Annotated in this window: 24 protein-coding genes; 10 read left to right on the top strand and 14 right to left on the bottom strand. The window is 68.0% G+C overall.

Annotated features, from left to right (window positions below; genetic code table 11):
* Positions 1 to 102: 102 nt before the first annotated feature.
* The gene (locus ACSFBL_RS07075; protein ID WP_435515030.1) at positions 103 to 774 is read left to right on the top strand and encodes a DUF1345 domain-containing protein; all 672 of its coding nucleotides are present in this window, start codon (positions 103 to 105) and stop codon (positions 772 to 774) included.
* A 10-nt stretch (positions 775 to 784) separates the two neighbouring features.
* Here the strand turns inward: ACSFBL_RS07075 and ACSFBL_RS07070 are convergent, their stop codons facing one another.
* From ACSFBL_RS07070 to ACSFBL_RS07060, 3 genes are read right to left on the bottom strand one after another with little or no spacing between them, the layout of a single operon-like run.
* Positions 785 to 1,702: a DMT family transporter gene (locus ACSFBL_RS07070; protein WP_435515336.1), complete on the bottom strand. Its 918-nt coding sequence runs from the start codon at positions 1,700 to 1,702 to the stop codon at positions 785 to 787.
* A 50-nt stretch (positions 1,703 to 1,752) separates the two neighbouring features.
* Positions 1,753 to 2,250 carry a methylated-DNA--[protein]-cysteine S-methyltransferase gene (locus tag ACSFBL_RS07065; RefSeq protein WP_435515029.1) on the bottom strand — a complete coding sequence of 166 codons (498 nt, stop codon included), beginning with the start codon at positions 2,248 to 2,250 and terminating at the stop codon, positions 1,753 to 1,755.
* A gap of 5 nt (positions 2,251 to 2,255) precedes the next feature.
* Entirely contained in the window at positions 2,256 to 3,806 is a 1,551-nt protein-coding gene (locus ACSFBL_RS07060) for a DNA-3-methyladenine glycosylase 2 family protein (protein WP_435515028.1), read from the bottom strand.
* Between the two features lie 112 nt (positions 3,807 to 3,918).
* Between ACSFBL_RS07060 and ACSFBL_RS07055 the strand changes: the two genes are divergently transcribed.
* Positions 3,919 to 5,301: a phosphomannomutase/phosphoglucomutase gene (locus ACSFBL_RS07055; protein ID WP_435515027.1), complete on the top strand. Its 1,383-nt coding sequence runs from the start codon at positions 3,919 to 3,921 to the stop codon at positions 5,299 to 5,301.
* Between the two features lie 10 nt (positions 5,302 to 5,311).
* Complete coding sequence (locus ACSFBL_RS07050) at positions 5,312 to 6,667, top strand: 3-deoxy-D-manno-octulosonic acid transferase (RefSeq protein WP_435515026.1); 1,356 nt, start codon at positions 5,312 to 5,314, stop codon at positions 6,665 to 6,667.
* A 143-nt stretch (positions 6,668 to 6,810) separates the two neighbouring features.
* Here ACSFBL_RS07050 and ACSFBL_RS07045 read toward each other — a convergent pair whose 3' ends face one another.
* Positions 6,811 to 7,857: an autotransporter family protein gene (locus tag ACSFBL_RS07045; RefSeq protein ID WP_435515025.1), complete on the bottom strand. Its 1,047-nt coding sequence runs from the start codon at positions 7,855 to 7,857 to the stop codon at positions 6,811 to 6,813.
* 290 nt (positions 7,858 to 8,147) lie between these two features.
* The gene (locus ACSFBL_RS07040; protein ID WP_435515024.1) at positions 8,148 to 9,131 is read right to left on the bottom strand and encodes a Bug family tripartite tricarboxylate transporter substrate binding protein; all 984 of its coding nucleotides are present in this window, start codon (positions 9,129 to 9,131) and stop codon (positions 8,148 to 8,150) included.
* A gap of 84 nt (positions 9,132 to 9,215) precedes the next feature.
* Here ACSFBL_RS07040 and ACSFBL_RS07035 point away from each other — a divergent pair, with 84 nt between their 5' ends.
* Entirely contained in the window at positions 9,216 to 10,190 is a 975-nt protein-coding gene (locus ACSFBL_RS07035) for a LysR family transcriptional regulator (protein ID WP_435515335.1), read from the top strand.
* Here the strand turns inward: ACSFBL_RS07035 and ACSFBL_RS07030 are convergent.
* The 6 genes from ACSFBL_RS07030 to ACSFBL_RS07005 form a co-directional block, all read right to left on the bottom strand.
* Complete coding sequence (locus ACSFBL_RS07030; protein ID WP_435515023.1) at positions 10,120 to 11,652, bottom strand: TolC family outer membrane protein; 1,533 nt, start codon at positions 11,650 to 11,652, stop codon at positions 10,120 to 10,122. The two genes, ACSFBL_RS07035 and ACSFBL_RS07030, sit on opposite strands and share 71 nt — an antisense overlap.
* 277 nt (positions 11,653 to 11,929) lie before the next feature.
* Entirely contained in the window at positions 11,930 to 12,268 is a 339-nt protein-coding gene (locus ACSFBL_RS07025; RefSeq protein ID WP_435515022.1) for a rhodanese-like domain-containing protein, read from the bottom strand.
* Between the two features lie 13 nt (positions 12,269 to 12,281).
* Positions 12,282 to 12,965, bottom strand: a complete 684-nt coding sequence (locus tag ACSFBL_RS07020; protein WP_435515021.1) for a protein-L-isoaspartate O-methyltransferase family protein — start codon at positions 12,963 to 12,965, stop codon at positions 12,282 to 12,284.
* Positions 12,966 to 12,989: 24 nt separating this feature from the next.
* Entirely contained in the window at positions 12,990 to 16,208 is a 3,219-nt protein-coding gene (locus ACSFBL_RS07015) for an efflux RND transporter permease subunit (RefSeq protein ID WP_435515020.1), read from the bottom strand.
* A gap of 13 nt (positions 16,209 to 16,221) precedes the next feature.
* The gene (locus ACSFBL_RS07010) at positions 16,222 to 17,394 is read right to left on the bottom strand and encodes an efflux RND transporter periplasmic adaptor subunit (RefSeq protein WP_435515019.1); all 1,173 of its coding nucleotides are present in this window, start codon (positions 17,392 to 17,394) and stop codon (positions 16,222 to 16,224) included.
* A complete protein-coding gene (locus ACSFBL_RS07005) occupies positions 17,391 to 18,068 on the bottom strand; it encodes a TetR/AcrR family transcriptional regulator (RefSeq protein WP_435515018.1) in 678 nt (225 codons plus the stop codon). Before ACSFBL_RS07005 ends, ACSFBL_RS07010 begins: the two co-directional genes overlap by 4 nt.
* 284 nt (positions 18,069 to 18,352) lie before the next feature.
* Here ACSFBL_RS07005 and ACSFBL_RS07000 point away from each other — a divergent pair, with 284 nt between their 5' ends.
* Entirely contained in the window at positions 18,353 to 18,661 is a 309-nt protein-coding gene (locus ACSFBL_RS07000; protein WP_435515017.1) for an acylphosphatase, read from the top strand.
* A 57-nt stretch (positions 18,662 to 18,718) separates the two neighbouring features.
* The gene (locus ACSFBL_RS06995) at positions 18,719 to 19,669 is read left to right on the top strand and encodes an AEC family transporter (RefSeq protein ID WP_435515016.1); all 951 of its coding nucleotides are present in this window, start codon (positions 18,719 to 18,721) and stop codon (positions 19,667 to 19,669) included.
* Between the two features lie 10 nt (positions 19,670 to 19,679).
* Here the strand turns inward: ACSFBL_RS06995 and pdxH are convergent, their stop codons facing one another.
* On the bottom strand, positions 19,680 to 20,348 hold the full coding sequence (gene pdxH, locus ACSFBL_RS06990; protein WP_435515015.1) for a pyridoxamine 5'-phosphate oxidase: 669 nt from the start codon (positions 20,346 to 20,348) through the stop codon (positions 19,680 to 19,682).
* A 23-nt stretch (positions 20,349 to 20,371) separates the two neighbouring features.
* On the opposite strand from pdxH, the gene ACSFBL_RS06985 reads away from it, so the two are divergent.
* Entirely contained in the window at positions 20,372 to 20,947 is a 576-nt protein-coding gene (locus tag ACSFBL_RS06985; RefSeq protein ID WP_435515014.1) for a nucleotidyltransferase family protein, read from the top strand.
* Here ACSFBL_RS06985 and ACSFBL_RS06980 read toward each other — a convergent pair.
* Together ACSFBL_RS06980 and ACSFBL_RS06975 are read right to left on the bottom strand one after the other, a co-directional pair.
* Positions 20,934 to 21,470, bottom strand: coding sequence for a superoxide dismutase family protein (locus ACSFBL_RS06980; RefSeq protein WP_435515013.1), 537 nt, complete (start codon positions 21,468 to 21,470; stop codon positions 20,934 to 20,936). The genes ACSFBL_RS06985 and ACSFBL_RS06980 overlap by 14 nt on opposite strands.
* 2 nt (positions 21,471 to 21,472) lie before the next feature.
* A complete protein-coding gene (locus ACSFBL_RS06975; protein WP_435515012.1) occupies positions 21,473 to 22,135 on the bottom strand; it encodes a gamma-glutamylcyclotransferase in 663 nt (220 codons plus the stop codon).
* A 117-nt stretch (positions 22,136 to 22,252) separates the two neighbouring features.
* On the opposite strand from ACSFBL_RS06975, the gene ACSFBL_RS06970 reads away from it, so the two are divergent.
* The 3 genes from ACSFBL_RS06970 to eda all read left to right on the top strand — a co-directional run bounded on the left by ACSFBL_RS06970 (position 22,253) and on the right by eda (position 25,490).
* A complete protein-coding gene (locus ACSFBL_RS06970) occupies positions 22,253 to 22,795 on the top strand; it encodes an OmpA family protein (protein ID WP_435515011.1) in 543 nt (180 codons plus the stop codon).
* Between the two features lie 224 nt (positions 22,796 to 23,019).
* Complete coding sequence (gene edd, locus ACSFBL_RS06965; RefSeq protein ID WP_435515010.1) at positions 23,020 to 24,858, top strand: phosphogluconate dehydratase; 1,839 nt, start codon at positions 23,020 to 23,022, stop codon at positions 24,856 to 24,858.
* Complete coding sequence (gene eda / locus ACSFBL_RS06960) at positions 24,849 to 25,490, top strand: bifunctional 4-hydroxy-2-oxoglutarate aldolase/2-dehydro-3-deoxy-phosphogluconate aldolase (RefSeq protein WP_286566891.1); 642 nt, start codon at positions 24,849 to 24,851, stop codon at positions 25,488 to 25,490. Before edd ends, eda begins: the two co-directional genes overlap by 10 nt.
* The last annotated feature ends 1 nt before the right edge of the window (position 25,491 follow it).

Here is a 25,491-nt window from a genome sequence, read left to right as displayed (position 1 = left end):
TGACTGTCGCCCATTGCCCGGCAAAAGAACAGTCTCAGTGTCGCGCCAATCGACCGGATCAGTTGGATGCGTTGCAAGAGGCAGAGAGGCTACAGTGGCCGCATGCGCCAGCAAATCGTCATGATGTCCGGGGGGCAGCGGCTCCTGTGTGCCGCCGCCGTCGGCCTGCTCGTCAGCCTTGCCCTGAGACTCACGCCGCTCGCCGCGGGGGCGTGCGTGCTCGCGGGATGGTGCACCTGCGCGGCGGTCTACCTGCTGCCCGCCTTCTGGCTGGCCGAGACCTCGGACGCCGACCGCACGCGTTCGCGTGCGCAGTCGATGGACCCGCCCAAGGTCTGGCTTCTTGCCATCATGCTGGTCGCCGCCAGCGTGAGCGTGGGGGTGATCCTGACGCTGCTCCGGCAGGTGCCGCACCTGCAAGGCGTGGAGCGCATCGGCCTCATCACGCTCGGCCTGATCGCGCTCGCAAGCTCCTGGCTGATGATCCACACGATCTACGCCTTTCACTATGCGCATCGCTACTACCAGGCGGAGCTCGATCCGGAGGAGGAGACCCCGGGCCTGGACTTCCCAGGCAAGCTGGATCCGGACTACTTCGACTTCCTCTACTACTCCTTCGTGGTCGGCATGACCTCGCAGGTGTCGGACGTCCAGGTCACCTCGCGCGACATGCGGCGCATCACGCTCGTGCACGGCGTGGTCTCGTTCACCTTCAACATGCTGGTGCTGGCGCTCTCGATCAACGTGGTGGCCACGTTGATCCAGAACGCCTAGGCCATGGCGCTCAGGCAGTGCGGCGGCCCAGCTTGACGAGCCCCGTCGACAGCGCAACGCCGCACACGATCACCACCGCGCAGATCAGCATCCACTGCGTGATCTGCTCGCCGAGGAACACGGCCCCGTAGAACAGCGCGAACACCGGCACCAGGAAGGTCACCGTCAGCGCCCGTGCCGGTCCTGCGGCCTCGATCAGCCGGAAGAAGAGGATGTAGGCCAGCCCGGTGCAGGCGGTGCCGACGGCGATAAGCGCCAGCCATGCCCGCAGGCTCGGCATCTGCGCGGGCCAGAGCCAGATGGCGGGCAGTGCGAGCGCCAGCGTGGCGCCGATCTGGCTGCCCGTCGCGGTCGCGAGGGCCGGAACGCCGACCAGGTGCTTGCGTGTGAGGCTCGCCGAGAACGCATAGCAGATGCATGCGGCGAGGCAGGACGCGATGGCCCAGCGCACCGCGCTCTCGTCCGCGCCCGAGTGGACGCCGGCGCTGCGGCCGGCCAGCATCGCGACGCCCGCGAAGCCGATCACCAGCCCCAGCATGCGCGAGCGGTCCGGACGGTCGCCGAACCAGCCCCATGCCACCAGCGCGCCGAACATCGGCACGGTCGCATTGATGACCGCGGCGAGGCCGCTGTTGATGGTCAGCAAGCCGAACGCGAAGAACGCGAAGGGCAGGCCCGAGTTGAGCACCCCGATGCCGAGCGCCGGCTTCCAGTGCTGCCTGAAACTGGACCACTGCCCCCGCATGAAAAGCAGGGGAAACAGGAACACCATCGCGATGCAGACGCGCACCGCCGCGGTCGGCAGCGCGCCGAACTCCGCGGCGCCGATGCGCATGAACAGGAAGGACGCGCCCCACAGCATGCCCAGCAGCACGAGATCCACCAGCCACCGGCGGCTGGCCGCGGGTGCGGCCTTGGCCTTCGGTATCGCGGCGGAGGGCTTGGCGGCGGCGATTTCAGCGGTGCATTCGCCTTCGCTCACAGTGCGCCTTCCAGTTCGAGGAGCGCGGCCTTGCGTTCGAGTCCGCCCGCATAGCCGGTGAGCGAGCCACCGGAACCCAGCACGCGGTGGCACGGCACGATCACGCTGATCGGATTGCGGCCCACGGCCGCGCCGACGGCGCGCACGGCGGCCGGGTTGCCGACACCGGCGCTGAGCGCGCCGTAGCTGATCGTCTTGCCCGCCGGGATGGCGAGCAGTGCCTGCCACACCGATTGCTGGAAGGCCGTGCCATGCGAGAGGTCCAGCGGCAGGTCGAAGCGATCCCGGCGACCGGCGAAGTAGTCGCCCAGTTGCGCAGCGGCCTCGCGCAGCACCGGATGGTCGTCACGGACCTGCCAGCCCGTCATGTCGGGCCAGTGGCGTTGCTGGTCGAACCAGACGCCGGCGAGGCCCTTGTCCGTCGCGGCCAGGGTGATGCCGCCGAGCGTGCTGTCGATGTGGGTGGTGAAGATGATGGCGTTCCTGAATTTCATGGCGTTCAACCTGCGACGCTGGAAGATGGGGATGAGACGGCCGACGCATCGGCCGCGGGAGAAGGCGTGGGGCTGTGCCAGGCGCGCAGCACCGCGTAGCCGCGCCACGGCCGCCATGCGAGCGAGGCCTCCGCCGCGGCGCGCGCCGTCGTCACGCCGAGCGCCTTCTGCAGCGCGACGTCGCCTGCCGGGAAGGCATCGGGCCAGCGCAGCGCGCGCATCGCGATGTACTGCGCCGTCCAGTCGCCGATGCCCGGCAAGGCCTGCAGGGCGGCGAGGGTGGCAGGCACGTCCGCCCCGGCATGCAGCGCGAGGCGGCCGTCCAGGACTTCGCGTGCCACGGCGAGCAGGGCGGCCTGCCGCTGGCGCACGATGCCAAGTTGGCCGAGCGCGTCGCCGCTGGCGCCGGCAATGGCGGCGGGCGTGGGGAACAGGCGGTCGAGTCCTTCGATCGGCGTGACGATCGGCTCGCCGAAGGCCTGCACCAGCCGCGTCCCCAGCGTGCGCGCGGCGGCCACGGTGATCTGCTGGCCGAGCACGGCGCGCACCGCAAGCTCGAAGCCGTCGACCGTGCCCGGCACGCGCAATCCGTCGCCGAAGGGGAAGCTCGCATGCAGGGCGCTGTTGATGGCCATCGGGTCCGCATCGAGATCGAGCATCGCGCGCACGCGGCTGATCACGGTGGGCAGCACCGCGGCGAGCGATTCGCCGACCCGCAGCAGGACCTGCTCGCGCTGCTTATCGAAGCGAAGCTGCAGCCATCCTTCGAGCGTGCGTCCGCCCTGCGTCACGCGCAGCGTGCGCGCGAACTGTCGTGTCCCGCCTGCGTCGCCCAGCACCTCGACGCCGCGCAAGGCACGTCGGGCGAAGAAGTCAAGCATGGCATCGCCGTCATAGGGCGGGCGGTAGCCCAGGCGCACGTTCACCGCCGCATCCTCGCGATCGCCTGCCGATGCACCAGCACGGCGCAGCGCACTGGGGTTGAGGCCATAGTGCGTCAGGAAGGCGGCATTGAAGCGCCGGACGCTCGCGAAGCCGCTCGCCATCGCCACCTGCGTCATCGGCAGGCGCGTATCGGCGATGAGCTGTTTCGCGGCCAGCAGGCGGCGGGTCTGCAGGTACTGGAGGGGCGATACGCCGAATTGCGTCTCGAAGATGCGGCGCAGGTGCCGGTCGCTGACGCCGAGCCGCGCGGCGATGCGGGCCGCGCCGGGTCCGTCCTCGGACCAGGCATCGGGTTCGTCGATCAGGCGCGCAGCTTGCAAGGCCAGGATGCGCGATGCGTCTTCGGTCGACCAGCTCGCGGCTCGCGGCGCCAGTTCGGGCCGGCAGCGCAGGCAGGGGCGGAATCCCGCCGCCTCGGCCTGCGCCGCATGGCGGAAGAAGCAGCAGTTCTCGCGCCGCGGCAGCTTGACGCGGCAGACCGGACGGCAATAGACGCCGGTGGAGGTCACGCCGGTGAAGAACGAGCCGTCGAAGCGCGCATCGTGCGCCTTCATGGCCAGGTAGCAGGCGTCGCTCTCGAGTCCGGCGGTGGAGGCTGGGGCGGGGGACATGGAAGGATGATACGGCGGCGTACGCGCAGGATTGGCCATTTCCGGACATCTGGCCGCGGGAGGCCATGCCTACAATGGTCTTCATTTCTTGAACTTCTCAGGGGAAGCCTTCATGCAACTCAGCGCATCGATCTTCAAGGCCTACGACATCCGCGGCGTGGTTCCCACCACGCTCGACGCGGAAGTCGCCGAGGCACTCGGCAGGGCCTTCGGCAGCGCGGCGCGTGCGGCCGGGGAGAAGTCGGTGGCGGTGGGGCGCGATGGGCGGCTCTCGGGCCCCGCACTGGTGGAAGCGCTGATCAATGGCCTGGTGGCCACCGGCATCGAGGTGATCGACGTCGGTGCAGTGACCACGCCCATGCTCTACTTTGCGGCCCACACGCTGGCCAGCAGCGGCATCCAGGTCACCGGCAGCCACAATCCGAAGGACTACAACGGGTTCAAGATGGTGCTGGCCGGCCGCGCCATCTACGGCGACGAGATCCAGGGCCTGCGCAAGGTGATGGAAGCCGACAGCGCGAAGCTCGCTCCCGGCGGCAGCGTGCGCAAGGTCGACGTGACCGAGGCCTACACGCAGCGCATCGTGGGCGACATCAAGCTGGCGCGTCCCCTCAAGATCGTGGTCGATTCCGGCAACGGCATCGCGGGCGCCTCGGCCCCGGCGATCCTGCGCGCCATCGGCTGCGAAGTCACCGAACTCTTCAGCGAGGTCGACGGCAACTTTCCCAACCACCATCCCGATCCGAGCAAGCCGGAGAACCTCAAGGATCTCATCGCGGCGTTGCAGTCGGGCGATGCCGAACTGGGCCTGGCCTTCGACGGAGACGGCGACCGCCTGGGCATCGTGACGAAGAACGGCAACAACATCTACCCGGACCGCCAGATGATGCTGTTCGCACAGGATGTGCTGTCGCGCGCACCGGGCGGCACCATCGTCTACGACGTGAAGTGCTCGCAGCGCCTGGGCCCGGCCATCGAGGCCGCCGGCGGCAAGCCGCTGATCTTCAAGACCGGCCATTCGCTGATCAAGGCGAAGATGAAGGAGATCGATTCGCCGCTGGGCGGCGAGATGAGCGGTCACATCTTCTTCAAGGAACGCTGGTTCGGCTTCGACGACGGCACCTATGCCGGTTGCCGCCTGCTGGAGATCCTGAGCAAGAGCCCGAATGCCAGCGACGTGCTCAACGCGCTGCCGACCAGTTTCTCGACGCCCGAACTCAACGTCAAATGCGCGGAGGGCGAGCCGCACACGGTCGTCGACCAGCTCGTCAAGACCGCGAAGTTCGCCGCGCCGGCCCAGGTGTCGACCATCGACGGCGTGCGGGTCGACTGGCCCGACGGTTTCGGCCTGATCCGCGCGTCGAACACCACGCCGGTGCTGGTGCTGCGCTTCGAGGGCCAGACCGAGGCCGCGCTCCATCGCATCGAGGGCGAGATGCTCGCGCTGCTCAAGAGCGCCAAGCCGGACGCCACCCTGGCCGAAGCCGCCCACTGATCCATCGAGCGTGCGTTCGTTGCTGCTGCGCCTCTATGGCGCTTTCACCACCCTGGCCCAACCGTTGGTCCGCCGCAAGCTCCGGCGGCGCGCCGAGGCGGAGCCCGGCTATGCGCTTGCCGTGGAGGAACGCTTCGGCCACTACGACGAAGCGGCCAACGGCACCGGCTGGTGCTGGATCCATGCGGTGTCGCTCGGCGAGGCGCGCGCGGCCGGCATCCTCATCGAGGAGTTGCGCCGGCAGTTTCCGGGCATTCCGATCCTGCTGACCAACGGCACGGCGACGGGCCGCGAGGAGGGCGCCAAACTGCTCGAATCCGGAGACCTCCAGGTGTGGCAGCCCTGGGATGCGCCCGAGCCGGTGGCGCGCTTTCTCGACCGCTTCCGTCCGCGCATCGGCGTGCTGATGGAAACCGAGGTCTGGCCCGAGATGACCGCCGCCTGCGCCGAACGCGGAATTCCGCTGGTGCTTGCCAATGCGCGCCTGAACGAGAAGTCGCTCGCCGGCGCGGAGCGCCTCGCGTGGCTCGCGCGCCCCGCCTATTCATCCCTTGCGGCCGTGTGGGCCCAGACCGAGGCCGATTCGCACCGGCTGGTCTCGCTCGGCGCCAAGGTGGCCGGCGTGTTCGGCAACCTCAAGTTCGATGCCACCCCCGACGCCCGCCAACTGGCGACGGCGACCCGACTGCGTGGCCAACTGCCGCGCCCCATCGTCGTCTTCGCCAGCTCGCGCGACGGCGAGGAGCAGCAACTGCTCGACGTCCTCAAGCGCTTCGGCGCCCTCGCACCCGTCCCGCCCGAGCAGGATGCGATCCAGTCCATCGCAAAGCGCGTGCACGACGTGCAATGGATGATCGTGCCCCGCCATCCCCAGCGCTTCGACGAAGTGGCGGCCCTGGTCGAATCCAACGGCTTCGCGATCGCCCGTCGCAGCGCCGCCGGTGCCCCCAAGGAAGCCGAGATCTGGCTCGGCGATTCGCTCGGCGAGATGGCCCTCTACTACGGCCTGGCCGACGTGGCGCTCCTCGGCGGCAGCTTCGAGCCCCTCGGCGGCCAGAACCTCATTGAGGCCGCAGCGTGTGGCTGCCCGGTCATCATGGGCCCCTCCACCTTCAACTTCGCCGAAGCCGCCGAACTCTCCTTGTCCGCCGGTGCCTCCCTGCGCGTCGCCGACATGGAGCACGCCGTCACCGCCGCCCTGAAGCTCGTCGAAAAACAGGAACGCCGCGAAGCCATGTCCGAAGCCGCCCTCGCTTTCGCATCCGCCAACCGCGGCGCCGCCCAACGCACCGCCGCCGCCCTGCTCGCCATAGCCGAACAAGCCACCCCGATCTCCGAAGACCGCCCCGAACCCCACCTGGAATAGCGGGGCCGCCGGCGACACGAAGTGAGCGCGCCTAGGCGCGAGTCCAGAAACACCGCAGAACCGGCTTCGCCGGGCTGCCGGTGTTGCCCCCGGTAGGGGGTGGAGAGCGACACGAAGTGCGCGAGCCTGGGGGCGAGCAACAGCTACCACGCGTATTTCATGCCTCCGCGAACCGTCCACGCTTGGTACGACTGATTGCCCCACTGCCATCCCACGTCGCCCCAGCCAGCCCAGCCTTGCTTGAGATCGACATTGACGCCAGCCTTCAGCTCATACCGGCTGCTCGGGTACAGGTCGCGCACCGAGAACTGGTTGACCGTGAGCTCCTCGCCCGTGTTGTCGTACCACCAGTTGAACGCCGCATAGGGGCGGACACCCCAGCCCCAATCGGGACTGGAGGTGCTGCGCAGCCGCAGCCCCAGCCTCGACGTGTACGCGCTGCGATGGGCGCCCTTGACCGCGAGGCCATTCGGTTCCAGCGCGATATGCGAATGGTTGTGCAGGTAGATGATCTGGCCCTGCGGTTCGAGCACCCACTTGCCGGACTCTCCGAGCGGCATGGCATAGCCGGCCTCGGCCGAGAACATGCTGATGTGCGAGTCGTAGCCCGTGCGATCGAAGAGGAGGCCGGTATCGACCGTGTTGTTGAACCGGGCGTACTGGCCCCACACGTCCGTGTACCAGCCGAGCTGGGTCCGGTCGTTCTGGTACCAGGTGCCGTATGCGCCAACCCCACCGCCGGAGAATTCGCCGCGCGCCTGGATCGGATTGCCGAGCGCGGTGGAGTCCGTGCTCCCGCTGGTGTAGCCGGCCATCGCGCCGAGGTGCAGACGGTCCGCGCCGCCGAACAGCGACCATTTCGCCACGTCCCCGCCGCCTTGAAGCACCCAGCCTCTGCTGTCGGTGTTGAAGCGGCCATCGGCGCTGGTCGAACTCGGCCCCTGGCCGCCGGCGCGGAGCCAGGCATTGCCAGGGCTGACCTGCAGCGGGTCGCCCCAACGATCTTGCAGGCTTTGCACGAAGGCGAAGCTCGTCATGCGCTGAATGCCCATGTAGGCGCCGGTTTGCGGCCGCGCGAGGGCGGCGACGCTGGCTTGGGGATTGCAGAGGCCCGTGGCGCCAGCGGGGGTGGGGCTGCACTGCGCGAAGGCGCCGCAACTGCCCATGCAGAGTGCGGCAGCGGCGGCCACTCGTGTGCTGGCCCGGGCAACGTGCGCTCCCAGCCCGCCGGCGGACCGCCGGGCTGAAGTGCCTGTGCCAGGCACTCGCGGAGATGCACATCGCATGGCCGAACCCTCCTTCGGACAAGCCCGGCAATCTGGGGTGCCGGACGGCTCGAACCATTGTGCGCGGGTCCATCGGAGTCGTCACTTACCGGCAGGCGGAATGTGGCGTTCCGTCAACGAGTTCACGGTTCGTCGATATTGAACGTGGGTTCGAATTCGTCCAGCATCGAGAGCGATTCGTGCGCGAGCGGGAGTCAGTCCAGCCTCGCCCCGGAAACTTTCACCAGTCTTTCCCAGACGGGCCAGTCGGCGTCGTAGTTCAGGCGAAATTGTTCGGCCGTGGTGGCCATCGGCACCATGCCCAGCAATTCGAAGCGCTTGGCGAGCTCCGTCGAGGTGATGGCCTGCTGCGCCGCCTGTTGCAGACGCGCGACCACCGGCTTCGGCGTGCCTCGCGGAACCGCCAGTGCGAGCCAGCCGGAGATCCTGTATTCCGGATCCTTGAAGCCGGCTTCGGCGAAAGTCGGCACGTTGGGCAGGATCGGCATGCGCTGCTCCCCGGTGATGGCGATGGCGCGCAGCTTGCCGCCATCGAGGTAGGCCTTCGCGGAGACGACGCTGCCGAAGGTGAAGCTCAATTGCCCGCCCACGAGGTCCTGCAGCATCGGCGCCTCGCCCTTGTAGGCGACGTGGGTGATGTCGGCCTTCCACGATTGCGCCATGTGGGCGCATGCCAGGTGCGGATAGGAGCCCGCGCCCCACGAGCCGCAGTTGCCGCCGGTGGCCGACGCGCGCATGGCGCGCCGCAGGTCGGCCACGTTCTGGATGTTCGATGCGGCGGGCACGAGCAGCATCAGCGGCGCGGTCGCGATCTGCGTGACCAGGGCCAGTTCCTTGCGCGGGTCATAGGGCAACCTGTCGTAGAGGAACTGGTTGGTCAGCAGTGACTGGGTGAGGCCGACCAGCACCGTGTAGCCGTCCGGCGCGGCCTTGGCGACCGCATTGGTGCCAAGGATGCCGCCGGCCCCGGGCTTGTTGTCGATGATCACCGGCTGGCCGAGCTGCCGCGTCATCTGCTCGGCCAGCGAGCGCGCGACCACGTCGGTGCCGCCGCCTGCCGCATAGGGCACGACCACGGTGACGGCCTTGCGCGGGAAGTCGTCGGCCCGGGCAGCTCCTTGCAACGCAAGCCCTGCCAGCAGGACGCCGGCCACCTGCCACTTCATCGCCGTCTTCATCGGCTGTCTCCTTCTTGGTCGAATCCCCGATTCTGGGCAATAGCCAAACTGATAGCCAATGCAAAATAGAAGGTTGATTTTTAACTGGAGTGCAAAATTCAACTTCGCCAGCTTCGCCATCTGATCGCGCTGTCGGAGCAAGGCAGCTTCGGGCGGGCCGCCGAGGCGGTGCATCTGTCGCAACCAGCGCTGTCCCGCAGCATCGAGAACCTGGAGGAAGACCTCAAGGCCCGTCTCGTCGACCGGGCCTACGGTCAGGTGCGCTTCACCGCCGCGGGTGAGCTGGTGCTGGCCCGGGCGCGCGAACTGATCGCCGATGCCGAACAGGTGCAACGGGACGTGCTGCTGCTCCAGGGCCTTTCCACCGGCAGTCTCCAGGTGGGACTCGGCCCTTTCGCCGCGGGCATGCTGGGCCGGCCGGCCCTGTCGCTGATGACGCAGCGCTATCCGCAGCTTGCCGTGCGCATCGAGGTAGCGGACCCCAATACGCTGAGCGAGCGGCTGCATCGACGGCAACTCGATCTCTTCGTGGCCGATACGCGCGACCTCAAGAAGCAGCCGGGCCTGCAGTTCAAGCGCCTGCCCAACGTGTCGGTGTCATTCTTCGTGTGCGCGGATCACCCGCTGCTGCAATTGGAGGAGGTGACGCTGGAGCAGGCGATGGACTACCCGGTGGCCAGCCCCAACCTCCCGCTGGGCGTAGCCGCGCATTTCGAAAAGCAGGTCAAGCGCACGGACCGCCCTGTCTTCAACATCGTCTGCGACGACCTGGGAACCCTGAGGCACCTGGCACTCACGGCACGCGCGGTCATCCTCGCGACCGACACCGCGGGTCTGGACCATGGCACCGAATCGCTGCTGCGCCTGCCGATCAGGCGGCTGACCCGCATGCAGACGCACTACAGCATCGTGATGCTGGCCAACCGCACGCTGTCGCCGGCTGCCCTGGCCTTTTCAGGCCTGGTGCACGAGATGATGGATGCGTCGGCTAGCGCGAAGGCGGCACGACGATCACCGGCGGCGGGGGCGGCACCGGCATCGTCGGCGGTTGCGGGTTGAAGGGTGGCGTCGTCACCTGCGGAACCACGAAGACCGGATTCGCGGGCACCGGGATGGGGCTCACCGTGGCGGCGGACGGCTGGTACGGCGAAGCCTCGCTGCCGACGGTCGCGCGGCCATTGGTGGCCAGCGTGTCGTTGACGGTGGTGAGATCGCCCGGCGTCAGGGTGCCGTTGGCCTGGCGCAGCTTCAGGTTGCCCACCAGCACGTTGTAGCGCGCCACCGCGAGGTCGCGCTTGGTCTGGAAGAGCTGGCTCTGCGAGTTGAGCACGTCGATGTTGATGCGCACGCCGACCTGGTAGCCCAGCCGGTTGGCATCGAGTGCGCTCTGGCTGGACGATTCGGCGGCTTCGAGTGCCTTGACCTGCCCCGCGCCCGAGATCAGTCCGAGGTAGGCCGTGCGCGTGGCCTGGGACACGCTGCGACGGGTCGATTCGAGGATCTGGCGCTGCTGCTCCTCGAGGGCCAGCGTTTCCTTGATGCGGTTTTCGGTAGCGAAACCTGCGAACAGGGGCAGGTTGAACACCACGCCGATGCTCGCGGCCCGCACGTTCACACGGCCGGTGCTGGTGCTGGTGCTCGTGCCGTTGGGGTTGTTCGTGGCGTTGTAGCCAAGCTGCGCGTCGAGCGTGGGCTTGTGGCCGGCCTGGGCCTTGTCCACTTCGAGCTTGGCCACTTCGAGGCCGAGCTTCGCCTGCGTGATGGCGGGGTGCACGTCCTCGGCCTGCTGCACCCAGGTGTTCATGTCCGCCGGCACCGTCGGCAGCACCACGGGCGCGGCGAGAGGCGTCGGGTTCGCGCCCGGGCGGCCGACCAGTTGGTCGAGCGCGATCTTGCGCACCTGCAGGTCGTTCTCGGCCGTGATCTCCTGGGCGATCACGAGGTCGTAGCGGGCCTGCGCCTCGCGCGTATCGGTGATGGTCGACGTGCCGACCTCGAAGTTCCGCTTGGCCGATGCGAGCTGTTCGGCCACCGCGATCTTCTGCGCGCGCACGAGCGCAAGGCTGTCCTGCGCGGAGAGCACGTCGAAGTAGGCCTGGCTCACGCGCACGACCAGATCCTGCTCGGCAATGGTCAGCGTGGCCTCGGCGATGTCGACCTGGCGCTTGCTCTGCTCGTAGACCGCCCAGTTCGCGGGCCGGTACAGCGGCTGCGTCGCATTGATGCCTGCGGACTGGTTCGGGAAGCCGCGAGTCACCGAGAGGTTGTCGGTCGACAGTTCCTGATGCGTGGCCGACGCATTGGCCGACAGCCCCACCGCCGGCAGGATGCCCGCCTTGGCCTGCGCCGCCCGCGCCAGGCTCGCGTCGTATTGCGCACGCGCCGCCTGGTAGGTCGCGTCGTAGCCCCGCGCCGAGTCATAAAGTTCGATCAGGCTCTGGCCATGAGCCGGCAGTGCCATCGCCGCTGCGAACACCGTCGCGAGCGCTGCCGAAAGAGGAAGAGGCCTGGGAACGGGCATGAAACGTCCTTGAAGAAATCAATAGCAGTAGCAGGTTGCAATGCATCGCCGCCGTCACGCGACAGAAGCCAGGAACACCGCGGATCCGGCTTCGCCGGGCCGCTGGTGTTGCCCCCGGTCGGGGGTGGGCGAAGCGACACGAAGTGCGCAAAGCCTGGGGGCGAGTCCAGGAACACCGCGGATCCGGCTTCGCCGGGCCGCTGGTGTTGCCCCCGGTAGGGGGTGGGCGAAGCGACACGAAGTGGGCAAGCCTGGGGGCGAGCATCGGTACCGAGCATCAGTACCTTGGGATGGAGGGATCGTGTTGCGCCGACCACGCATCGATGCCACCGGCAATGTTCGCCACCTCCGCAAACCCGCTCTGGGCCAGGAAGGCGGCGACGCGCTGGCTGCGCGCGCCGTGATGGCACAGGCAGGCGATGCGCTGCCCGGCATCGAGTTCGGCGACGCGGGCCGGGATCTCGTTCATCGGGATCGTCGCCAGGGTGAAGCCCTGGGGCACCACGCTGGCGGTGTGCAACTCCCAGGGCTCGCGGACGTCCAGGACCACCGGCGTGGCGCTCGGATTGCGGGCGAACCAGTCGGCAAGCTCGGCCGGACGAATTTGGTCGATCATGAAATCGTGCGGATCAGAAGTTGAAGCGCGAAGGCGCCGGGAAGTTGAGCAAGCGCGGTGCCACCGTGTCCCACGGCTGGATGGTTTCCCACTTGCCTTCGCTGGTGCGGGTGACGAAGTGGGCGCGCATCATCGGTTCGTCGCCGACGACAGCCGCCAGTCGGCCGCCTTGCTTGAGCGAACCGAGCAATCCCTGGGGAATGCGTGCGACCGAGCCGCTCAGCACGATCACGTCGAAGGTCGGGCCGCTGGGCAGCGGCTGGGCGCCGTCGGCATGGCGCACTTCCACGTTCATCACGCCATTGCGACGCAGTTTCTCGGCGGCGGCGGCGGCAAGCCCGGGGTCGATCTCCAGCGTCAGCACCTGGGCCGCGCGGTGGGCGAGCAGGGCGGCCATGAAGCCGGAGCCGGTGCCGATCTCGAGCACCGATTCGTGCTTTTGGATGTGCAGGTCCTGGAGCACGCGCGCTTCGACCTTGGGCGACAGCATGCATTGGCCGGCCTCCTTGGCCGTGGCGCCTTCCAGCGGGATTTCCATGTCGAAGAAGGCCAGCGCGCGGTGCGCTTGCGGCACGTAGTCCTCGCGCCGGATGTTGTTGAGCAGGTCCAGGATGTCGAGGTCGAGCACATCCCAGGGGCGGATCTGCTGTTCGATCATGTTGAAGCGCAGGCGCTCCAGGGTCGGTGTGGGATTCATGTGATTCTTCCTAGTGGCGGGGACTCAGGACAAACCCTCAATTTTAGGCATGGGCTTCGCGGGCTCCGCCGCAGGCTTGCGGTTCCAGCGCCGGCGGGCCCAGTTCGCGAGGTCGTCCATGTAGCAATAGACGACCGGCACGACCACCAGCGTCAGCAGCGACGAGGTGATCACGCCTCCGATCACGGCCTGGCCCATGGGCGCGCGCTGCTCCGAACCTTCGGTGATCGCGAAGGCCAGCGGCACCATGCCGAAGATCATCGCCAGCGTCGTCATCAGGATGGGCCGCAGCCGCACCCGTGCGGCGAGCAGCAGCGCTTCGGCGCGCGGAAGGCCGGGCACCGTGCTGCCGTCGTCCGCCACGCCGGGCTCGCGCGCGCGGATGGCGAAGTCCACCAGCAGGATCGCGTTCTTCGTGACCAGGCCCATCAGCATCACCACGCCGATGATCGAGAACATCGACAGCGTCGAGCCGAACAGCAGCAGCGCCAGCACGACGCCGATCAGCGTGAGCGGCAGCGCCGTCATCAGCGCCAGCGGCTGCAGGAAGCTCTTGAACTGGCTCGCCAGGATCATGTAGATGAAGATGATCGCGAGCGCCAGCGCGGACACGGCATAGCCGAAGGATTCCTGCATGTTCTTGGTCGAGCCGCTGAACTGCCAGCCATAGCCCGGCGGGAACGCGATGCCGGCCAGTGCCGTGCGGATCTCGGCCGAGACTTCGCCCGCCGAGCGGCCGTCGACGTTGGCATTGATGCTGACTTCGCGTGCGAGCGCGCGGCGATTGATCTGGTTGGGGCCGGTCGATTCGCGCACCTCGGCCACCTGCGACAGGCGCACGATGCGGCTCGATCCGTCGGCGTTCGCGCCCACGGCCGTGCTGACGAAGGGCAGGCGGGCCAGGTCCTGCGGCGAATTGCGCACCTCGGGCGCAAGCCGCACGTTGACGTCGTAGGTCTGGTCGTCGGGTGCGCGCCAGTTGCCCACGGTGGTGCCGGCGACCAGCGTGCGCAGGGCAGTGGCGATGGGCGTCACGCCGAGGCCGAGGTCCGAAGCGGCATCGCGCCGGATGACGACGCTGACCGTCGGCTTGTTCGGCTTCTGGCTCGAATCGAGATCGACCAGCCCCGGGATCGGGCGGATCGCCTCCATCACCTTCGCGGTCAGCCGTTCGAGTTCCTTCAGGTCGGGGCCTTGCAGCGAGAACTCGATGGGCTTGTTGCCGCCCACGGAGTCGCGCAGGCCCACGTGCGTGACCGTGATGCCGGGCACCGAGCGCAGGCGCTCGCGCAGCACCGTCGACATCTGGTCGACGCTGCGGTTGCGCGCCTTGCGGTCGACCAGCCGCACGTAGATGCTCGCGTACATCTTGCCCTGCGCATCGCCGGTGTTGATGGTGGTGAGCGTGTAGCGCACCTCCGGCATGTCGCGCAGCACGGCCTCGACCTGGCGCGCCTTGGCTTCGGTCACTTCGAGCGAGGAGCCGACCGGCGTGTAGAAGTTGATGGCCGTCTCGGAGTAGTCGGCCTTGGGCACGAACTCCGTGCCGAGCAGCGGCACCATGAAGATGCTCGCGATGAAGATGCCCAGCGCCGCGCCCAGCGTCGCCAGCTTGTGCACCAGCGCCCAGCGCAGGATGGACTGGTAGCCCTCGGCCAGTCGCTCCGTCGCGCGGTCGAACCAGCCGGTCACGCGGCCGATGGTCTTGTCGTAGAAGGTGACGGGCGCGTCGCGCTTGCCATGCTTGTCGATCGCAGGGTCGTGCCAGACGCTGGAGAGCATCGGATCGAGCGTGAAGCTCACGAACATCGAGATCATCACCGCCGCGACGATCGTGATGCCGAACTCGTGGAAGAACTTGCCGATGATGCCTTCCATGAAGCCGATCGGCAGGAACACCGCGACGATCGACAGCGTGGTCGCCAGCACCGCGAGCCCGATCTCCTGCGTACCGTCGAGCGAGGCCTGGAAGGGGCCCTTGCCCATCTGCACATGGCGCACGATGTTCTCGCGCACCACGATCGCGTCGTCGATCAGCAGGCCCACGCACAGCGACAGCGCCATCAGCGTGATCATGTTGATCGTGAAGCCGAACATCGCCATGAACCAGAAGGTGCCGATCAGCGCGATCGGCAGGGTCAGGCCGGTGATGACGGTGGAGCGCCACGAGTTCAGGAAGAGGAACACGATCAGCACCGTGAGCACGGCGCCCTCGATCAGCGTGCGCCGCACGTTCTCGACCGCGACGCGGATCGGCCGCGAGGCATCGGCGATGGGTTCGAGCCGCACGCCCGGCGGCAATTGCGGCTTGATCTCGGCGATGGCCTTCTGCAGTCCGTCGACCACCTGGATGGTGTTCTCGTCCTGCGCCTTCTGAACCGACAGCAGCAGCGTGCGCTGGCCGTTGTAGAGCGCGAGGCTGTCGAGCTCCTGCGCGCCGTCGCTCACGGTCGCGATCTGGTCGACGCGGATCGGTGCGCCGCCCTTGCGCGTGACGATGATGCGGCCAAAGTCCTCGGGGCGCTCCATGCGTGCGTCGATCTGCACCACGCGGTCCTGTTCGAGCGAGCGCACCGAGCCGACCGGCAGTGCCTGGTTCTCGCTGCGCACTGCATCGACCACCTGGCTCGCGCTCACGCCGAAGGCCTCCATGGCCTGCGGATTCAGGTAGATGTTGATCTCGCGCTTGGTGCCGCCGACCAGCGTGACGGAGCCGACGCCGCGCACGTTCTCCAGGCGCTTCTTCAATACCTGGTCGGCCCAGTTGGTCAGTTCGACCGCGCTCGGCTGCTCGTCCTTGTCGCCCTCGGGCAGCACGGCGACCGACCACACGGCGCGCGAGGCCGGGTCGAAGCGCAGCACGCGCGGCTCCTTCACCTCGTCGCGGAACAGCGGCCGTACCGCTGCGACTTTCTCGCGCACGTCGTCGGCGGCCTTGCGGCCATCCACGTAGAGCTGGAATTCGATGATGACGACCGACTGGCCCTCGTAGCTGCGCGAGGTAAGGGCGTTGATGCCGGCGATCGAGTTGACGCCTTCCTCGATCTTCTTGGTGACCTCGCTCTCGACGATTTCTGGCGAGGCGCCGGGGTATTCGGTGATGACCACGACCACCGGGAAATCGATGTTCGGAAACTGGTCGACTTGCAGACGCTGGTACGAGAACATGCCCAGCACCACCAGTGCGAGCATGAGCATCGTCGCGAAGACGGGATTCTTGAGACTGACGCGGGTAAACCACATGGCGCTGCGTCGCTCAGGGCGCGGTGCGGGGGGTGGTCGCCGCAATCGGCGCCAGGCGCACGGCCGTGCCGTCGCGCAGCGGGCCGACGCTGCCGGCCACGGCGATCGATCCATCGTCGATGCCGCTCACCGCGATCATCGTCTGGCCGTTCGCGAGGCCCCGCAGGCCGGTCTCGACCTGGCGGTGCACGATGCGTCCGTCGATCACGAGCTGGACGTAGGGCGCGGGCTTGTCGGTGCGCACCGCGGACAGCGGCAACGCAAGCGTCTCGGTGCGGCCCACATCGATCGTGCCCTGTGCGAACAGGCCCTGGCGGAAGCCGGTACTTCGATCCAGCCGCAGGTAGACCAGCACGCTGCGGCTGCCCGCCTGCGCGCTCGGGTTGACGCGCACGACGCTGGCGCCGACGCTGCGTTCGCCGCTCTTGGGATCGACCACGCTGCTGCCCTCGATCTGCAGCGTCGCGCGCTGACCCACGCGCACCGCCACCGAATCGGCCGCCGCGACCGTGGCCTCGACCTCGATGCGGCTCAGGTCGACCACTTCGATCACCTTCGTGTCGATGCCCACGCGCTCGCCCGATTGCGCGAGCCGCTGGGAGACCTGGCCTGTGATGGGGCTCTTGAGGACCGTGTCGTCGAGCGACTTGCGCGCCATTTCCACGGCAGCGAGCGCCGCGCGATGGGTGGACAACGCGGAATTGAGGTTCGACTGTGACGTCTCCAGCGCGGTCCGGGAGATGAAGCCCTGGTCGACCAGCGCCTTGTTGTTGTCGAAGGTGCGCTGCGCCACCTCGGCCTGCGCGCGGGCCGAATCGGCCTGCTCCTGCGCTTGGCGCACGCGCGACTGGTATTCGATCGGATCGATGCGTGCGATGACTTGTCCGGCGGTGACGTTGTCGCCTTCGCGCACCGTGAGGCCGATCAGTTCGCCGGCTACGCGGGCTTTGACCTGGGCCGAGTCGACCGCCTTCAGGGTGCCCGACACCGACAGCACTTCCGCCACTTCGCGGCGCTTGACCTTGACCACGTCGGCGGCCGAAAGCTCGACGACGGTTTCCTTGGCGGTGTCGCCCGCGGCGATGGCGGCCTGGTGCGCCTTGCGCGCACCGACGGCACGCAGGACACCGCCGACGACGAGGATGAGGACCAGGGCCGCAATGACCCACTTCAGACTTCTTTTCATGCAGGCGCTCTCGGCGACACGCAAAGCCCGTGCAGCACGGTCTCGGCCTGGATCGCCAGGTATTTCTCGGGGTCTATCTGGGTTTCGCCATCGACGCAGATGGCAGCCGCATGCTTGGTGAGCATGAGGAAGATCATCGGCGCGATGACGGTGTAGATGGCGTGGTCGACGTCGACCGGGGCGAATTCGCCGCTGTCGACGCCGCGTCGCAGGATGCGTCGCAGCAGGTCATGGCCGGGCCGCACCACTTCGCGCCGATAGAACTCGGCCAGTTCGGGGAAGTTCCGTCCCTCGCTCATCATGAGCTTGGTCAGGCCCGAGGCCTTGGTCGAACCGACGCGCTCCCACCAGACGCGCATGCAGTAGCGCAGCATGTCGGCCGTGGTGCCTTCGTATTCGTCGAATTCCTTGTTCCACTCGGTGAAGCGTCCGGCGAGGTTCTCGATGACCACGGCCTTGAACAGCTCTTCCTTGCTCGGAAAATAGAGGAACAGGGTGCCCTTCGATACGCCGGCGCGGGCGGCGACTTCTTCCGATCGGGTGGCGGCGAAACCCTTGTCGACGAAGAGGTCCAGGGCCGCTTCGAGCAGCTCGCCGGGACGGGCGTCCTTGCGACGCTCGCGCTTGGTACGCACGGCGCAAAGCTTGTCGCTGAGGAATCGGGGGGCGGGCATGGGGGAGAGTTAATGACTGGCGGGTTAGTAATGTAGTGAGGCGCCTTGATTGCGTCAAGCCGTGCCCATGCCGGGTTCACCTCGGCAACCGGAGGGTGGACGGGTCGCGTCTCTGTGCGCAGGCGCGACTCTTGCGTCTCGCGTGGCGTGCCCTCGCGTAGGTCGAAAGGCTCCAGAGGGAAACTACCGTTTTCCGGGCGAATGCAAGGGCGCAACCATCGGGCCGTTGGCACTGCAACTCGATGCCGGAAGCGGAAGGAATGTGGAACTCGCGGAGTCGGCCCATGCGCCCTGAAGACCATGACAGTTCGGTGGAAAGCCGATTGGCCCGCGTGCGCGGCATCGTGCAGGGCGTCGGCTTCCGGGAGACCTGCGTGCATCACGCGCGCGCGCTGGGCATCACGGGCTGGGTCCGCAACCGTTCCGACGGTTCGGTGGAAATCATGGTGCAGGGGACGCCGGAGCAGCTTGCCGAGATGTGCGGCTGGCTGCGCAACGGCGTGCCGTCGGCAGTCGTCGACAGCCTCGAAGTCAACTCGCTGCGGTCACCCGTCGATCGGCTCGACCAGTTCGAGCGACTGCCCACCGTCTAGGCTCGCCCCTCGAAGCGTGCGGCGGCGCGAAGGTGCGCGCCATGTATCCTCGCCGCGGTGAATTCATCCGTACTTTCCTCGCTCCTGCCCGTCGTCCTGCTCATCGCCGCGGGCTACCTGGCAGGGCGGCGCGGATGGGTCGGCGGCAAGGCGGTGCGGGACCTGTCGAACCTGATCTTCCTGCTGCTCGCGCCCGCGCTCCTGTTCCGGTCGATGAGCACGGTGCATGTGGAGCAACTGAGCCTGCGGCCGGTTGCCGCGTACTTCATCGCTGCGGGGCTGATCTTCGCGGCCACGATGCTGTGGCGCGGCTTCAACCGGACAGCCGCCGTGCTTGCGCTCGCCAACACCTACAGCAACACCGTGATGATCGGCATCGCGCTCATCGGCCTCGCTTACGGCCCCGACGGGACGATCGTGCTGCTCACGCTGATCTCGCTGCATTCGCTGGTGCTGCTGACGAGCGCGACCGTGGTGCTCGAACTCGCGGTGGCCCACGAGCATGCATCGACGAGCGGTGAGGAGCGCCGCTCGATGATGCACACCGTGGGCCGGGCGCTCTACAACGCGATCATCCATCCGGTGCCGTTGCCGATCATCGCGGGCCTGCTGTTCGCGCAGACCGGCCTCCGCATGCCCCAGGCCATCGACACGCCGATCGCCTTGCTCGGCGGCGCCTTCAGTCCGGTCGCGCTGGTCATGGTCGGCATCACGCTCGCGCTGACGCCGGTCGGCGCGCACTGGCGCGGCGCGCTGGTTCAGGCCGTGGTCAAGAACGTCGTGCATCCGCTGCTGACCATGGGCATCGGCCTCGCGCTGGGACTGCGCGGGTTGCCGCTGATCGTGATGGTCGTGGCGGCGGCGCTGCCGATCGGCGCGAATGTGTTCTTGTTCTCGCAGCGCTACCGCACGGCGGAAGAACTGGTGACGGCGAGCGTGGTGGTGTCCACCGGGCTGGCGCTGGTCACGCTCTCGGCGGTGATGGCGCTCGCCAATCGATTCCTGTAGATGCGCGGCCTCAGGGCGCAAGGCGCTCGCGGACCCATTCGCCGTCTTCCTGGCGATAGCGAAGGCGGTCGTGCAGGCGGCTCTTGCGCCCCTGCCAGAACTCCCACTGATCGGGCACCAGCCGCAAGCCGCCCCAGTGCGGCGGGCGCGGTGGCGAGAGCAAGTGCCTGGCCGCCTGGATGGCGGCGTTCTTCACCAGCACGTCGCGTCCGCTGATCACCTCGCTCTGCGGACTGGCCCAGGCGCCGATGCGCGAATCGAGCGGGCGGCTCGCGAAGTAGGCGTCGCTTTCGGCATCGCCGACCTTTTCGACGCGGCCCTCGATGCGCACGACGCGCTCCAGCTCGACCCAGTGGAACTGGAGCGCGGCCCACGGATTGCCCGCGAGGTCCCGGCCCTTGCGGCTGTTGTAGTTGGTGTACCAGACGATGCCGCGCGCGTCGTAGCCCTTGATCAGCACGATGCGGGTGGAGGGCCGCAGGTCGCCGCCGACGGTGGCCAGGGTCATCGCATTGGGCTCGGGCAGCTTCGCGTCGATGGCTTCGGCCAGCCAGCGCTCGAACTGCTGCAGCGGGTCGCCGGCGCTGCTGGTCTCGTCGAGCTCGGCGCGCTCGTAGCTCTTGCGCAGCGCGGCCAGCGCTTCGTTGGGGGAACTCATCATGTCGCCATTGTTGCGCATGCGAAGCGGAGATACTGCGGGCCATGAACAGTGCGTCCGGGTCCTTGTCTCCCATCGTCATCGTGCTCGCCTCGGGCAGGGGGGAGCGCTTCCGGGCCGCGGGCGGCATCGGGCACAAGCTGCAGGCCGATCTCGCCGGCGCGACGGTGCTGGCGCACACGCTGGCCGCCGTGCGCGCCAGCGGCCTGCCTTGGCATCTGGAGGACGTGGGGCATCCGGGCATGGGCGATTCCATCGCCGCCGCCGTGCGCGCCACGGCCGATGCCGGGGGCTGGCTTATTCTTCCGGCCGATCTGCCTCTGGTGCAGCCGGCCACCTTGCAGGCCGTGGCGCGTGCGCTGGTCGATCCGGCACTCGCGGCCCAGCCGCACTACCGCGGCGGGAGAGGGCACCCGGTCGGTTTCGCCGCGCGCTGCGGGCCACAGCTCGCCGCGCTGTCCGGCAATCTGGGCGCGGCGCCGATCCTGCGGGCGCTGAGAGACGCGAAACAGGTAGTCGAAGTGGAGGTCGACGACATCGGCATCGTGACCGACATCGACACGCCCGAGGAACTCGCTCTTGCCGAGACCTTGATGCGGGAGCGCCTCAGCCGCGCGTGATCACGGCGCAGGCGATGCGCGGGCCGGAATTGCCGGCGGGTTGCGTCGTGAAGTCGTCGCGGTCGCGGTGCACCACCAGCGCGCGGCCGACCACGTTGTTGGCGGCGCCTTCGGTCAGCGAGATCGTGTGGACGTCGACGCTGAAGCGCGCCACGCCGCTCGAATCGGCCACCAGGCTGGGCAGTTCGCCCGCATGGCTGCCGGGCGCGGCGAACTTCCCGTGCGTGCCGCCGGAAGGATTGAAATGACCGCCGGAGGCATTGCCGTTGTCGCCGCAATCGCCCTTTTCGTGGATGTGGAAGCCGTGCTCGGTGCCCGGCGGCAGGCCGCGAACTTCACCCTCCACGCGCACGCCATGTTCAAGCGCCTTGAAGTTCACCTTGCCCATGGTCAGATTCGGCGAGATCGCACCCGTGGGCGCCAGGTTGGCCGTGACGCTCGCCCCGGACCCCATGGTGCCGCAGGCGGCGAGGACACTGGCCGCGAAGAGGGCTGCCGCGGGGGCGATGAAGCGACGGGACATGGTTACTCCTTGGATGTTGGTTCGGATTCGGATGAGGGAGGGTATACCGGAGCATGCGGCGCCCCGCTGTCGGCCTGTGCCGACATTCGGGACTCCGCAAGCTTGCAGAGCCGCGCGAGCGCCGCGTCATGGATGGCGTGGCGCTTGAGTTCCAGCAAGGTCTGCTGCGCGTAGTCCAGCGAACTGCCGTAGCGGCCGACGGCGCTCTCGAAAATCTGGCGGTAGCGCTCGTCGCTCAGTCCGCCGGTGAAATTGGGGCTTCGTCGCGACAGCGTAAAGGCCAGCGCGCGCACGGTGGAATGCGGCGTGACGCATTCAAGCCACCTGGGGTCGTAGACGCCGGTGGGCATCTCGCGCAACCACAGGCGGCCGAGCGTTTCGAGGCCGTCCGCCGCGGGCACGCGGAAGACCATGCCGCGGCAACTGCCGCCCGACAGCAGGCCGAACACCAGCCCGGGGTTCTCGATCGTGCCGCGATTGACCCGGCTCCACATCTTGAGCGCGCGGTGCCAGCCGTGAACCCGCGCGGGATGCCTTTCGACGAAGCCGAAATCGGGCCGCCAGATCAGCGAGCCGTAGCCGAAGAGCCAGAGGTCCTCGTGTCCGCCCCATTCGGCGATCACGCGGTCGAGCATGGGCTTGGGGTCGCGCAGGGGTTTCGGCATGGGGTCCAGGCCGGGCGGCCCGGGGTCGCCCGCAGCCGGAGGGGCGACGCCTACAATTTGGCGGTCATGGTTCACCGCACCATTATTTACCGACCCCTCAACTACGGAGATCCTCCCATGTCCGCCACAGTCGACGACGAGAGCCAGCAGAACTTCATTCTCGCTTTCGTCATGGGTCTGATCGCCCTGGTGATCTTCTTCGTGATCGGGATCGTGCTGTATCACAAGAGCCATGTGGCCGGCGCGCCGGCACAGCCCGTGGTTGCGGCCGCGGCCCCGAGGACCACCATCGCTGTCGTGACGGAAACCGTGACGGTCGTTGTCCCCGATGGCGCGAGCATCCGCGTCGTGGGCGGTATCGTCAATTTCTACTTCGCGACCGCCAGCGCCGACCTGGCGCCAGGTGCCGCCGAGGCGCTGGCCGCCGTGATCAAGGGCGTCGAGAGCGGCCACAAGGCGGTCGTCTCGGGCTTCCACGACACGACCGGCGACCCCGCCATCAACGAACAACTCGCCAAGAAGCGCGCCGAGATGGTGCGCGATGTGTTGACCGGCCTCGGCGTTCCGGCCAACAAGGTCGAAATGAAGAAGCCGGAAGTCAGCGCCGGTTCAGGCAACAACGCCGAAGCCCGCCGCGTCGAAGTCAAGTTGGTGGACTGATCAAGCTCGCCCCCAGGCTGCGCGCACTTCGTGTCGCTCCGCCCACCCCCTGCCGGGGGCAATACCGGCCGCCCGGCGAAGCCGGTTCCGCGGTATTTCCGGAAGGAGAGGGATGCAAGCCCGAGGGAAACACGAAAAGCCCTCGGGCTTTTTCATTTCGACTTGATACCATGCACTTCCGAGCCGCCGACACATGGCGGCTTTCCGGCAGAGCGATCCACCCCATGACTACACACCCCACAGTCCGCGATGTCACCGAGCGCATCCGCGAGCGCAGCCGTACGCTCCGCAGCGCCTACCTCCAACGCCTGACCGAGACCCGCAACCGCGACCGCGGCTCCGACCGCATGGGCTGCGCGAACGTGGCGCACGCCGTGGCGGGCATTCCGGCCAACGACAAGTTCAGGGTGGTGAGCGAGCGAGCGCCGAACATCGGCATCGTCACCGCCTACAACGACATGCTCTCGGCCCATGCGCCGTACCAGGGCTACCCCGACATCGTCAAGCACGAAGCGCGACGACTCGGCGCGACCGCGCAAGTAGCCGGCGGCGTGCCGGCCATGTGCGACGGCGTCACGCAGGGCACGCCCGGCATGGAGCTCAGCCTGTTCAGCCGCGACGTCATCGCGATGAGCACGGCGGTCTCGCTCACGCACGACATGTTCGACGCGGCCTTGCTGCTCGGCGTGTGCGACAAGATCGTGCCGGGCCTGCTCATCGGTGCGCTGCACTTCGGGCATCTGCCGACGGTCTTCGTGCCGGCCGGGCCCATGCCCTCGGGCCTTTCCAACAGCGCCAAGTCCAAGGTGCGCGAGCAAGCCGCGCAGGGGCTGGTCGGTCGGCAGGGCCTGCTCGATGCTGAAATGCAGGCCTACCACGGGCAGGGCACCTGTACCTTCTACGGCACGGCGAACAGCAACCAGATGTTGCTCGAAGCCATGGGCCTGCATGTGCCGGGCACGGCCTTCATCCAGCCCGGCGATTCGATGCGCGAGGCGCTCACGCGCGAGGCGGTTCGCACCGTGCTGGGGCGCGCCGCGGATGCGGCGTATGCCGTGCCGCCGATCGGCGAGATGGTCGATGAGCGCGTCATCGTCAATGCCATGGCGGCGCTGCTCGCGACCGGTGGCTCGACGAACCACCTGATTCATTGGGTTGCGGTGGCACGCGCCGCGGGCATCCTCATCGACTGGAATGATTTTTCCGAGTTGTCGGAAGTGGTGCCGCTGCTGACGCGCGTGTATCCGAACGGCAGCGCCGACGTCAACGAATTCCAGGCATCGGGCGGGCCGGGCTTCGTGATCGGCGAGTTGCTCGATGCCGGACTGATGCATGAAGACGTGCTCAGTGTGCGAGCCGGCGGCATCCGCGAGTTCGCGAACATCCCGACCCTGACGGGCGCGCCGTCGGACGAACACGTGCTCCAGTGGCATGCCGCCGCGCCCTCGAAGAACGATGCGGTTGCCCGTCCGGTATCGACGCCGTTCAGTGCCACCGGCGGATTGAAACTGCTGAGCGGCAACCTCGGCCGCAGCGTGATCAAGGTGTCGTCGGTGCCGGACGACCGGCATGTGGTCGAGGCGCCCGCCCGCGTGTTCGAGTCGCAGGCTGCACTGCAGCAGGCATTCACCGCCGGCGAACTCGAACGCGACGTGGTTTGCGTGGTGCGCTGGCAAGGACCGCAGGCCAACGGCATGCCCGAACTGCACAAGCTCACGCCGCCGCTGTCGGTGCTGCAGGGCAAGGGCTTCCGCGTGGCACTGGTCACCGACGGCCGCATGAGCGGCGCTTCGGGCAAGGTCCCCGCTGCCATCCACGTCTCGCCCGAAGCCGCGGCCGGCGGGCCGCTGGCCAAGGTGCGCGACGGCGACCTGATCCGCCTCGACGCAATCGCCGGCACGCTCACCGTGCTGCTGCCCGAAGACGAATGGGCCGCGCGCGAGACCGCGACCCTGCCCGACGAACTGCGCACCGCCAACAGTCAGGGCCTGGGCCGCGACCTGTTTGCCGGCATGCGCCGCAACGCATTGACTGCCGAAGAAGGAGCCTGCACATGGCTGTAAAAGATTCGATCTCCGCGCTCGACGTGATGCGCGACGCCCCGGTGATTCCGGTCATCGTGCTGCACGACGTCAAGGACGCCGTACCCCTCGCCCGCGCGCTGGTCGCGGGCGGCATCCGCATGCTCGAGGTCACGCTGCGCACGCGCGAAGCACTCGAATGCATTGAGGCCATCGCCAAGGAAGTGCCGGAGGCCGTGGCCGGCGCCGGCACGATCCGCAGCGCGGCCGATGCACAGGCCTCGGCGCTCGCCGGCGCAAAGTTCGGTGTCAGCCCCGGCTACACGCGCGCCGTCGGCAAGGCCTGCCACGACCTCGGCTTGCCGCTGTTGCCCGGCGTGGCGACAGGCAGCGAGATCATGATGGCGCAGGAAGACGGGCTGACCGAGCTCAAGTTCTTCCCGGCGGTTCAGGCGGGCGGCCTCGCGATGCTCAAGGCCTGGCAAGGCCCCTTCGGCGACGTGAAGTTCTGTCCGACCGGGGGCATCCACGCGGGCAATGCGCATGAGTTCCTGGCGCTGTCCAACGTCGCCTGCGTGGGCGGCTCGTGGATCGTGCCGACTGACGCCATCGCCGCCGGCGACTGGGCCCGCATCGAAGCGCTCGCACGCGAGGCGAGCCAGCTCGCAAGATGAG

This window comes from Variovorax glacialis (assembly GCF_051216375.1).
In the GTDB taxonomy this organism is placed as follows: Bacteria; Pseudomonadota; Gammaproteobacteria; order Burkholderiales; family Burkholderiaceae_C; genus Variovorax.
Note: the sequence above shows the minus strand (reverse complement) of the source record. Positions and strands in the feature narration are given on the sequence as shown.